Here is a 12224-nt window from a genome sequence, read left to right on the forward strand (position 1 = left end):
CGAAATGTCCGAGTCGCTCCAACAGATATCCGTCCTGAAGTATTGGCGGGCCGTCGAACTGTTCTCCCCCCAGAGCATCCCTGCGGCGGAGCCTAACGACAAGACCTTTCCGTCGTTCGATATTACTCAGGAAGATGGCACGCTTCCCTGGGAACCCGCGCATCGGCTCCGCGGCCGCAAGCTTGGCTACAACAAGGTGTGGCGGCATCGGCTTTTTGTCAGTGTCTACCCTCTCGATACGGTTAGAACGATTCTCGAAGCGGCCTGCGGCAAAGACCCGGAGGCTGTAGATGAACGTTCAGATGGTGAAACGGCAATGTTCTCCATCTCCGTCTCTGATGATGGCCGCCCCCTCTTTGACACGCTGGTGCTGTCCAATTGCGCGTGGGCGCTGGGACGAACCGTGACAGTCGGTCCGGAAGCAAAGGATTGGCTCGAAGGTGTTTCGCGATTTCAGTCGAAATTTGAGCAACATACGCGAAAGCAACTTGGCATCATGCCGGATGACCCCGCGAGAGGGACTTTCGGGGAACGTGAAGAGGAAGTTGGTCGCCCAGTGGATGCAAGTGACCTATTCGCCCTAGCGCAGTGGTTGACGGATTCGTTGGGGCTCCAAGCCATCATCTCTCAGCGGACCGTAATTCGAGCTCAAAGCTATCAACTTGCGGCGAAAAAGTCACATGAATCCGACGATGCCGACTTCCTGAACAGCTTTTTTGTCGACGACCTTGACCGCCTTGCTGACGCGCTGAAATCCGGCGACAGTGGAATGGCTCTGCGCGACTATCTAACCACTGACGAATCTGAGAAGCGCATCCGCAGGACCGATATTCGGAAGAGTCTGGACGACGTATTCGAAACCCTTGCCCCGGACAGATTTCCCACCGGGCGCTGGCCTAGCGAGGGGCACCATCCCCTTGTGTACAGTCAGCAATTCGCTGTCAATTCCATTTGGAAATCGCTGTCTCCCAAAGGCGGGTTGTTTGGGGTGAATGGCCCGCCGGGCACGGGCAAGACGACGATGCTGCGCGACATAGTGGCTGGTGTTGTCGTCGCTCGGGCCAAAGCTCTGGCAAATCTGTCTTCGCCGTCGGAGGGATTCGGTGGCCGCACCGGGTGGAAGAGTGGAAAATGGAACCGCTCAATTTCTGTTCCGTCGAGCACGTTGACGGGCTTCGAAATCGTCGCAGCTTCGTCGAATAATGGGGCCGTCGAGAACATTACGCTTGAAATTCCGGGCGCAAAAGCCGTGGACGCGAGCTGGCTTGACCAAGTCGACTACTTCCCTCGCTTTGGAACTCAAGCTATCCAACAACCTGCATGGGGCTTGCTTGCCGCGAAGCTCGGCAACAAGAGCAACAGGGGCGAGTTCCTCTCGAACTTCTGGCACGGTCAAGAACTCCCGTTCGAAGCCGCGATTCCGCCCGAGAACGACCTCAGGGTGAAGAAGACGGGATTCCAAGCGTGGCTAACTGCAGCAGCGGCAACGCCCGTCGATTGGCGCGCGGCAGTTAAAGAGTTCGAACAGGCTCTGGTGCAGGAAAAAGCCGAGCGCTCAAAGCTCGCGGAGGTGTTTCGCCACATCAAATCGCTTCGTTCCGAGCGTGCCGAAATCGTTCGTATCGACAATGAATCCGTCGCCCTGATGGACAGCCTGCCCTCTTACGTTCGGCGCCATCAGGCGGCCTTGTCCGCAGCTGCAGCTCAAGCTCTTCAAACGGAAGGCCACCGCGCTTCACACAAGCTGCATCAGGCGAACCGCCCAGGAATATGGGAAATTGTCAGTTCCCTAGGTAAAACCTACCGGGCATGGCGAGCGATGGAACGTGGTCTCCAAAAGATTGCCTCCGACTCCGAAAACCGCCTCCTTCAAGCACAGAACGAAGCAGCAGCAACGAAGCTTGAAGAGGTTGAAGCTCGCAGACTGCTCCAAACGCTGGCCCAGGAGCGCAAAGACAGGGAAGCAGTCATTGGGCGTCTGACGGCAGACATTCAGGAGGATAGAGCCGCCCTTAAGCAGCACTTCCCTGACGATGAGGCATGGGCCGCTGCAGAAGAAGCGAGAGAGCTCTCCGCGCCTTGGGCCACCGAGGCTTGGAATCACGCACGTGCCAGGGTCTTCCTGGCTGCCCTGAACTTGCACAAAGCCTTTATCACGGCGAACGCTGACACTGTTCGGAAAAATCTCCACGGCCTCGCTGACATCCTGGACGGCAGCGCACCACAGACGGCCCCCAAGGAAGCGACTTTGGCAGCCTGGCAGACGCTGTTCCTGGTAGTGCCGGTTGTCTCCAGCACCTTTGCGTCATTCGCGCGCTTGTTCTCGCACATCGGCAAAGAGAACATCGGCTGGCTGCTCATCGACGAAGCCGGTCAAGCGGTCCCACAGGCTGCTGCTGGCGCAATCTGGCGTTCCCGCCGGGTAGTCGTCGTCGGGGACCCGCTGCAACTGGAACCAGTCGTCTCAATCCCGTACACGGTTCAGCACGCTTTGCGCTTGCACTATGGCGTGTCGGAAACCTGGCTGCCCGGACGCACGTCCGCGCAGATGCTCGCCGACCGCGCAACACCATTTGGCACCACCGTGGCCCAAGCGAATGAGCAGCTGTGGGTCGGCTCACCGCTCCGCGTCCATCGGCGCTGCGACCGCGAGATGTTTGATGTCGCCAATAGGATTGCCTATGACGGACTGATGGTGTTCGGTACTCAGGCGCGAAAGGACGTCGGCTTGCCGCCAACGGCGTGGCACGATGTCGTATCGCATGACGCAGACAAGCACTGGATACCCTCAGAAGGAGAAGCTGTACTGTCTCTCGTATACGGCATCAGAAGTAGCGGCCATGATGCGGATATCTTCCTGATTTCACCCTTCAGAACGGTTGTCGACGGATTGCGGCAGCTGGTGCGGAGGCATTCACTGGAAGGCATCAAGGTCGGAACGATTCACACCGTCCAAGGAAAAGAAGCAGATGTCGTGGTCCTCGTTCTCGGTGGCAATCCAAAGAGACCTGGCGCTAAAGCCTGGGCTGCAGAGAAGCCAAACCTATTGAACGTCGCTGCGACTCGCGCCAAGCGACGACTATATGTTGTGGGCAACAGGACAGAGTGGGCACAGCAGAAGTACTTCGACTATTGTGCAGCTCGAATCTCCAACAGCTAAACAACCTCCTGCCGAAAGCCAATGACAAACTTGAGCTACCTRCCCCGGCGCGGGACCAAGACTCTGGCGAATGGCGCGCGAGACACCAGACTATTGGCAGACTGGGCGGATGTAGACGCCTACGTGCTTCTTGGTGAGCCGGGCTCCGGCAAATCGACGGCGTTTCTACGCGAAGCGGAAGGCGCAGATGACTGCCATTTCGTAACAGCCAGGAATTTGATTGCTGTTGGGCCTCCCGATGGATGGGCTGGAGGGACCCTGTTTATCGACGCATTGGACGAGGGTCAAGTGTCCTCGGGAAGTTTCTTGGCAGCATTCGACGCCATACGGAAGAAGCTGGTCGAGCTTGGTCGCCCTCGGTTTCGGCTTTCGTGCCGAGAGGCTGAGTGGTTCTCTGAGGGTGCTTCAGAGCTAAAATTTGTGTCCCCAAACAACGAGGTCGTAGAGCTATATTTAGAACCTCTATCCGATGCTAAAGTCCGACAGCTGGTCGAATCCTGGGTGCCCTCTCGCCTGCCGGAAGCGGATGAATTTCTTGCCAAGTCGGAGCAACTTGGAGTTGCACCCCTCTTTGGCAACCCTCTGCTACTTGACCTAGTTGTCAGAGCCGTTGGAAGTGACAGATGGCCAGCAAGCAAAGAGGAAACGTACGAACTCGCCTGCCGACAACTAGCTCTAGAGCACAATCTAGTGCATCAACGCGGCCAGAGGGGCAAGAATTTCTCCTTGGAGGGAACTTTACATCAAGCGGGTCTACTTTCCGCATTGCTCGTCATTTCCAGCGCGTCGAGCATTGCCATCGACGAAGCATTGCCGGGGGAATCATCGGTCTCCGTTCCAACAGTTGCCGCAGCCTTAGGGCTGAACATTGACGAAATCCACGCCACCCTGTCTACTCCGCTCTTCGGAGCTGCAGGGTTCAATCGAGTTCCGCGCCATCGAACGGTGGCAGAGTACTTGGGAGCGAAGGCCATTGCTCGACTTGTACAACGTGAGGGCCTGCCGATTTCACGCGTACTGGCGCTTATTTGCGGGAACGATGGGAGGGTTGTCGATGCTATGCGGGGTCTTTACGCCTGGCTCTGCCTTCACTGCAAGACTGAGCGCCTGCTCCTCATCGAGCGTGACCCACTTGGACTCGTCCTCTACGGGGATGTCCGGCCGTTCTCTGCAAGCGAGAAGGTAGCGCTCCTGGACGCGCTTCATCGAGAAGCGGCGCAATACCGCTGGTTCAGGAACGAAAATTGGTCTGCTCAGCCTTTTGGCGCTCTCGGTACTTCAGATATGGTCCAAGTATTTGCGGACCGGTTGGGTGATGCTTCACGTGACCCTGCACATCAGGCCGTGCTCGATTGCATTCTGGATGCCATTCAGTATGGAAGCCCCATGTCCGCACTAACACCTGCACTAATGGACATTGTTCGGGACACGACGTACTGGCCTCGAATCCGGAAGGCGGCGTTGGATGCGTTGCTTGTCAATGACGACTCCGAAGGAAATGCCGCAAAACACCTTCTGCGCGAAATCGACAGCGGTCAAGTAGAAGACGACGAAGATGAGCTCATTGGAGCGTTGCTAACTCACCTGTATCCGACGCTGTTGCCCCCCAACCAAGTGGTGGCATATCTTCGAAAGCCCAAGTTGGACTCCCTCTTCGGCGACTTTAAGTACTTCTGGAAGAGTAAGTTCCTTAACGCAACGCCCGGGTCCGCCTTGCCCGCGCTAGCGGAGCACTTCGCGTCATCAATTAAGAACTTAGAGGCGGCAGCAGATGGTCAGCGAGATGATGACCTAGAGGACATGAGAGAAATCGCTGCGCAACTCCTCGCGCGCGCACTGCTCGAGTGCGGCGATGACTCTACACCGGAGCAGATTTATTCTTGGCTCAGAGTAACTGTCGATGAGTACGGATTTCATCGCGGCCACGGAGGTAGCGTAGACGACATTCGGGCGTGGCTTTCAGCAAGGCCATCACTCATCAAAGCCATTTTGGCTTTCGGCTACTCGCAGGTTCATCCGGATGAACAAGGGAAGCTGAGTTTTTGGATACCTGAGCATCGGTTGGGGAGGGTCGACTTACCGAAGGATTGGTACAAATGGATGCTCTCATTGGCGAGCATCACACCGAGCGCTGAACTGGCACAGTACTGCTTTAGACAAGCTGCCATGTACGCAATCTCGCCACCTACGCCGTTCGATATCACCATTGATGACATCGCGGAATGGGTATCGGCAAATTCAGCACGGTGGCCCAATGCTCAACAGTGGCAATCTGACGCGTGCTCATGGGCGCTCGATACCCATTACAAGACTGAGTTCGCGAGAAAGTTGGAGGCGACCCAAAAACGCCTTGAACAACGAGAGGAACGTCAGCGGTCGCTTGCCCCTCACCTGGAAGATGTCTATGCCGGCAAGGCACCGCCCTCTCTCTCCCACCAGTTGGTTTTGGCATACCAGAATCGTTTCAGCAACATCAACGGAAAGAGTCCCGTTGAACGCCTCCAGGACTATCTAGTAATCGATGAGACCAGCGCGCAGCGCGCCATCGGTGGAATCCGAAGRATTCTTACCAGATATGACTTGCCAACCGCGGACGAAATTTCCTCGCTTGACATCGACGAGAAGAGACACTTCTATTTGCAGAAGCCTTGCTTGCTAGCTGCAGAGCTTGAGAGCCAGTCCGACCCTAATGCCTGGCAACGCTGGGACCATGGTCTGATTCGAACGCTAGTAGCATTCGTGCTCGTAGCGTCAACAGAAAAATCACCGACGTGGTACCTAGCCGTCGCTAACGCGCTGCCAGAGCTTGTCGCTCCGCTCGTTCTTCGCCATGCTGCGGCCCGGCTTGGCGATGTGGAGGGTCCACAACTTTCCGCGTTACGTGACCTACGCGAGCCTACAGGCCCAGTCAATCTGGCGCGAGTTCTGTTGCCAGAACTCTTCTCGCTACTTCCAGACCATGCGTCGCCTGGGCAAGTTCGCTTTTTGAACACGGTTCTCCTCCCTGCGGCGGGAATCCATGACACGAAGACCTTGTTAGGCGTGGCATCTGCGAATGTGGGCAATGATGGAATCGACGAGCGCCAACGGCTCGCTTACCTTGTAGCCGGCCTCCGAGCATTTCCTGACGTGTTCGGTCCTCAGCTAGATGAGCTCTTTTTGAGTTCATCCGTAGATGTGGCCGCGCTCACTGACGCCATCATCCAACAGTACGGTACAGCCGACGAAAGTCGGCGCTTCACTCCTAGGGTACTTGCGAGACTGGTGGAGATTCTCGCTCCCAGCGCAGCGGTGAATCATTTCGAAATAGACCGAATCCACACCCACGAGCACGAAAGAGGAGATATCAGTCCATCGACTGACGAAATGGCTCGCCGAAGACGCTTCTCCGCAGGCGGGAACAGAGCTCCGGCGCCTAAAGGCACTACCGTCGTTAGAAAGTTGGCGTGTCCATCTGGATGGTTGCTACTACGCCCAGCAGCGCTTTGCTCGAATGGCTTTTTTCAAGCCGACAGACGCGCTCGCAGCCGCGAATACCCTGGCCAATCGTGCACCCGCAAACCCGCAAGATTTGGCAGCGCTAATGGTCGACCAGTTGACCATTTGTGCAGAGCACATCCGTCACGACGATACGAACCTACTGCGGCTGTTCTGGACGAAAGACCACAATGGCGATGAGAAGCCAAAGTCGGAGAACGAATGCCGCGACATGCTCTTAACCCTTCTGCGCGAACGCTTGGCTCATCAAAACGTTGAAGCATCGAAGGAGGCGCACGCTGCCGGTGAGCGGCGCGCTGACATGCAAGGGGTACTGTTCGCCAAGAGTTCACGCATCATGGTCCCAGTCGAAATCAAGAAGGAGAATCATGAGACGGTCTGGACAGCGTGGCGAGAACAGCTGGGGCGCTACTACTCGGTCCATCCGGATGCAGGCGGAATGGGCATCTACATCGTCTTATGGTTTGGACACTCTCCTAGAGCAACGCCTGAGCGCGTGAAGCCTCGGGACGCCCAACATTTTGCGACATTGATGAGTGACCGGATACCGTCGGAGGAGTGGCCACATATCAAGGGCGTTGTCATCGACTTGTCTCGAGCGTAACCACCACAACACCCCTTCGAGCCAGCGCCTCACCATCATAAGTCCATTGCTGCTCGCGTGTGCATCGAGCGCGAATCGCGAGCTTAAATGAAGCTGACCAAATTGGTGCTCAAAGGTAGACCGTACCGGTTCATAGCGGAGCCATGCGATGGGCTGTCTTGGCTTGGCTTGGCGACTGAACTCGCCGTAGACTAGGCCATGGCCGCCAACTCTGAACGGACGCCCCTGCCGCTGTCCAAGTACCGGAAGAAACGTGACTTCAATGTCACGTCTGAGCCTGCACTGCAGAGCAGCGGTCCTTCAGCCGCAGGCCAACACTTGTCGTTCGTTGTGCAAAAGCACTGGTCCGCGCAGCTGCACTACGACTTTCGACTCGAGCTCGATGGCCTTCTACTGAGCYGGGCCGTCCCTAAGGGGCCGTGTTACGACCCTCAGGAGAAACGGATGGCCATCCATGTCGAAGACCATCCAATTGAGTATGCGAGTTTCCAAGGCAATATTCCCCCAAAGCAGTACGGTGCCGGAACAGTCATTGTGTGGGACCACGGCACCTGGGAACCTGTCGACGACCCGCGCGAGGGGATGGAGGCCGGAAAGCTAGTTTTCCGGCTGCACGGGGAAAAACTCGCCGGCGCATGGGAGCTGGTGCGCATCTCCAAGCGCGAAGACAAGCAAGACCACTGGATGCTTATCAAGAAGCGTGATGAGTGGGCCCAGTCCCTTTCCGAATATGACGTCATCACGACATTGCCGGACAGTGTCCTTGAGAAGCCCTTAGGCTTAATCGAGGAACGCGAACCCAGGTCCGGCCTCCGGTCTTTGCACGAAGCAGAGCCCGAAATCGACCTCACCCAAGCAGTGACCGCCGTGCGCATGCGCAAAAAAGTACAGCCAAGAAAGTACAGGCTATCGGGATGGCCAAAATGATGGCCCTTGACGAAGTAGTTGATGCAACGCGAGTCTAATTCGTCGGCGTAATTCAGTGCACGGCTAAGCATGTCCTTGCTAAGCACATGCCTCAAGCTCCGCGAAAAAAGCGGGCGTGGTCGAGCGACGCCAAGGACTGGTCACAGTGCTCGCGGGCGGCGGAACGCGACCAGCGGCGCTAATGCGGGAAGGTGGGAGGCAACCGGCTAGAAGACTTCCGCATGTTCAAGAAGTTGGCCCAGTTCCTCAATCCCTCGAGCCACTACCCCCTCGTACTCAGCCCGGTCCGCGCTATTAGCAAAGGCCAACTGGCCAGACGTGAGCCGCCGAACGCCGTGCTCCCGGTATCGAAGCACGGCGGCGGCAACCGCCCCAATGTCATTCGCGCCATTTTCGCGGCCCGCAAGTCGGAGGGTGGGAAAGTGGTAGCGTTCGGTGGGGTCCTCCACTCCCGCCCGAAGGAAGGATGACCTTCTAACCAAGCACGGGACACATCGGCCGCAATGAGTGTACTTGTAGTAGCCGTAGCGACCGCAACTGGTCGAATCACCGACCAACTCCATGAGCAGGTCCACATCACGGCATTCGCAAATGATTTCGCCCTTCGTCTTGAACGAGTATGGTCGCATTAGTCGCCCTCTAAGACCGAGCTCCGTCCAGACCTCTTGCAACCTTTCCATAAATACGGGATGGGTTGTCTTTGTGCTAAGGCTCCCGGCTCGACCAGGATTCAGCGGAATGTTCAGACTAATGAACCCATTTTCAGGAACGAACACATTCACCCGGTCCACACCGCTTATTGCGGACGCTGCGATAGCAGCAAACGCGAAAAAGACGATGGACCTACCGCGCGTGGAGCGCTCTGTAGGGTGGACGAGTTTGATATTGTGATTCCATTGCAGATACCGTTCGCGGGCACCAAGTCGTAGTGCGTACCGCCGTTGCGTTCGCGCATCCCCTTTCGCAATCTGAGAGACGAAAAGCGGCTTCCAGCCCATATTTGTTGCATCAATCGCGCCGACGAGGCTATCGACGCCTCCTGAAAGCAACGAGACGCAATCCGCTTCGAACACCTTGGGTGCCAGGGAAAACGGCGGAGCATCTGCACCTTCGATGAAGGTCAAATGCCAGAAGTCGCCGGTCAGGAATCTCAGCATGACCTGCAGCTTTCGCACTATCTGCCTGAACGGCTCCGGGTCGACGAGAGCAACCGTGAGGTCGATTACCCTAGTCCATCCATCAGCGCTCGTGGCACGAGCGACAGCGAGGTCCGCTGCAGATACCGCAAGCGCAAAGGTCGAGAAGTCCCAAGTCCGCACATCAGGAAGTATTCCCGAACGCTGGACCTTGCGTTGAATGCTCGTGCCCACTGAACTTACGCCCTGACGACCAGCACTTCGATACATCGAGATGTAGTCCACCCCTGGCGACAGGTATTGAGGAATCAACTCCGGTGGTACACATATCACTCGGTTCATAGCGTCCCCTCGTAGGCTTCGAACGTCATACGAAGTGCCTCATTTACCAGCGCGTCGAGCTGGGCCTTTGTCGGATTTGGGCTGTTTGCCCGAAGCGCTTCCAGTTGCACACCGACTTCGTTCTTCACAAAGTCGCGCATCTCCATCTCTCGTAGGACACCAAGTTCAGGGTCCAGTTTGGCGCTCTCGAAGAACTGTCCGATGTCGAACGAAAGCCGGTTGCACACTTCGTTGCCGAGGAACAGCTGAAGCAGAGTCCAGGTGTCGGCATCCTTCATGTTGAGCAACTCGACATCCGGCTGGAGCACCAGTAGTTCGGAAATGGCGAGGGCCATAGAGTCACGCATCGACTCCTCGTCGACACTTCCACCGGGCCCTGACAGCGCCTGCACAATCGCATCAGCCACCTCATCGGAGGACGGATTCGACGCGAGCAGATTCTGCACCCAGCTCGCAATGGCCGGGTCGGTACCCTCTCGAATGTCCTTGATGAAAGATACCAGTGCTGAACCAGCGTTCGCGGAAGCTCGCATCCGTGAGGAAAGCTTCCTTGCGCCTCCCATTCCGCTGCGGGAATAGTGACCGATTCCTCGAGACAGGTACGACGTTTCGCCGGTGCGAACGAACTTGCCGATGTCGCGCTTCGCATCAGCGTAGCGTCGAGGCTGGGCTACCTCGTCTTCCTCAGGTTGAGGCTGCGCGTCACCTTGCTCTGGTTCGGGGGCCTCGCCCCCAACTTTCGGCGCGACAACACTCAATTCCTCGAGCCACGACGGAGAAAGGCTTACTCCGCTGCGAGGTCCGGAGCTTGATGTGGAAGTTCCCACTATTGTGTACCTCCGCTTCGCTTGCGCAATACGGTCTTCAGCTGCTTTGGAGTCTCATCGTCTTCCAGCCATTCAGCGATAAGGGATTGCGCCCAGGCGCTCCTGGCCAACAAGGGGCCGATTGGCGCTGGCCGCTGAGCGCTTGGAATTTCCGACAGTGCGAACGCCAGCTTCACTCCAAGTCCCTCGAAGGCGTCCGTCACATTGAAGCAGCGGGTCACGGATGCAGGGGACCACTGGTCGGCCCGCGCCTTTCTGATGAGTCGGACAAGGATTCGCTCGGCATCTGCCTCACCCAAGTCTCTAATTTGCGCAACCACGCCAGGAAACACTTGGGTCACCTTAAGCATGGCGTCGAACTGTCTGCGCGCGGCGGGTGATAGTTCGTCATATGAAGCGAGAGCAAGCGTCCGGTCTCGACTGAGATAGAGATAGGGAGTCAATGGAACATCCGCTAGTGGTGGAGCCAACCTCACCCACTGCTCGTAAAACGTGCCGCCCCAACTTGCAACGGGCGGCACGTACGGCTCACCCTTGGACGCGCTGGTCTCAAGTGCGGTGAGGAAGGTAGGCTTGCCCTCGTCGCTAGCCGAGATGGCTTTTACCAGATGGTCGAAGGCAGCAGTAGATGCACATCGTTCGAAGAGCTGCACTTTTACCAGTTCCTCCAAGCCAACCGACATCCCTTGCGCCCTTGCCAGCGACTCTCGAATCATCAAGTTGTTTAGGAAACGCTTGATGAGGCGGGGATTTCCCGCAATTTGCTCAGCGGTGACCAGAATCGGCGCGAGCTGCTCTGCAACGTCGATTTCCTTTCCGACTTTGTCCGCTTCCTTTCCGAATGCCGTGGTTAGAACCTCTCGCGTTACGCCGCCGTCCCATGACTTTTTCAGGGCAGCCAAGATATGGCTTTGGGCCTCCGCCAATGTAGCGTGTGAGATGTCCCCGCGACGTGCAGCCAGGTCCGCGAATAGAAGCATGACGTACGACTTAACCTCGTTCACACCCAACCGGGGCACACGCAATGGTACCTGGATGAGCTTATCGAAGTAGCTTGTAACCAAGTCGTCACTAATGTCCGCCTGACCAAAGTGAGCGCGTACGGCGCTCCGAATCATGTCCTCGTCGGCGGCGATGACAAAGGCTGTCCTAGGGACGAGCAGTAACAGTCGAACAGCTTCAAGCGTCGAAATGGCCGTATTGGGAAGGCATCGGTCCAAGTCGTCGACGAGAACTACCAAAGTTACGTCCAGGTCTTTGAGCAGGTCGGCGAACGCCCTACGTAGCCCTTCAATTTCCTTGGGAAGAGACTCCGTTTCCTTCTCTGCCAAGAGCCCCTCCAGCTCAGGTTTGAGCTCGTTGTACGCATTCTTAACTTCGCTCAGCTTGTCCGCTGAGAAGGCATGGCTGGCGCCCTTTACAAGGCCGCCGACCGCGCCGAGGATAGTGCCCAATGGCCCGGCGGCAGTTCCCATGGTCATGCCAATCACAGTAGGCACTGCGATGCGCCCAAGCTTGAGCCACCGTACGCGCTTGGCAAAGTCCCAAGCCTTTCCCAATAGGTTCTTGTCGTTTTCTGCAAGCTCCAGCAGCTTATCAGAGACCGCTTGGAGAAGAGCCTGTCTTGCGTCGTCAAAACCTTGGTAGAGCCAGGCGTTGAACTCAAGGAAGACGTACTTGCCTTGGTCAGCGTTGCTACTTTGCAGCTTTTTGCCGACCATCTTCACCAG

General features: G+C 56.9%; 7 protein-coding genes. 4 read left to right on the top strand and 3 right to left on the bottom strand.

Features of this window, described 5'->3' with window-relative positions:
- The 4 genes from AC1DKD_RS32155 to AC1DKD_RS32170 form a co-directional block, all read left to right on the top strand.
- A partial coding sequence (locus AC1DKD_RS32155; protein WP_477144152.1) for a DEAD/DEAH box helicase occupies nt 1-3160 on the top strand: 3160 nt, incomplete at its 5' end.
- Between the two features lie 123 nt (nt 3161-3283).
- On the top strand, nt 3284-6838 hold the full coding sequence (locus tag AC1DKD_RS32160; RefSeq protein ID WP_477114952.1) for an NACHT domain-containing protein: 3555 nt from the start codon (nt 3284-3286) through the stop codon (nt 6836-6838).
- Between the two features lie 31 nt (nt 6839-6869).
- Nucleotides 6870-7262 (top strand): hypothetical protein, encoded by a 393-nt coding sequence (locus AC1DKD_RS32165; protein WP_441634452.1) that lies wholly within the window; start codon nt 6870-6872, stop codon nt 7260-7262.
- Between the two features lie 198 nt (nt 7263-7460).
- Nucleotides 7461-8189, top strand: coding sequence for a DNA polymerase ligase N-terminal domain-containing protein (locus AC1DKD_RS32170; RefSeq protein ID WP_477144153.1), 729 nt, complete (start codon nt 7461-7463; stop codon nt 8187-8189).
- Nucleotides 8190-8395: 206 nt separating this feature from the next.
- On the opposite strand, the gene qatC is transcribed toward AC1DKD_RS32170, so the two are convergent.
- From qatC to AC1DKD_RS32185, 3 genes are all read right to left on the bottom strand, one after another.
- Nucleotides 8396-9667 carry a Qat anti-phage system QueC-like protein QatC gene (qatC, locus tag AC1DKD_RS32175; protein WP_441634454.1) on the bottom strand — a complete coding sequence of 424 codons (1272 nt, stop codon included), beginning with the start codon at nt 9665-9667 and terminating at the stop codon, nt 8396-8398.
- Entirely contained in the window at nt 9664-10425 is a 762-nt protein-coding gene (gene qatB, locus AC1DKD_RS32180; protein ID WP_441634456.1) for a Qat anti-phage system associated protein QatB, read from the bottom strand. The genes qatC and qatB overlap by 4 nt, the downstream gene beginning before the upstream one ends.
- Nucleotides 10426-10493: 68 nt before the next feature.
- Nucleotides 10494-12224: KAP family P-loop NTPase fold protein (locus AC1DKD_RS32185; RefSeq protein ID WP_477144154.1), on the bottom strand; the 1731-nt coding region annotated here is incomplete at its 5' end.

The sequence above is a fragment of the Cupriavidus sp. 05T313 genome (assembly GCF_056396665.1).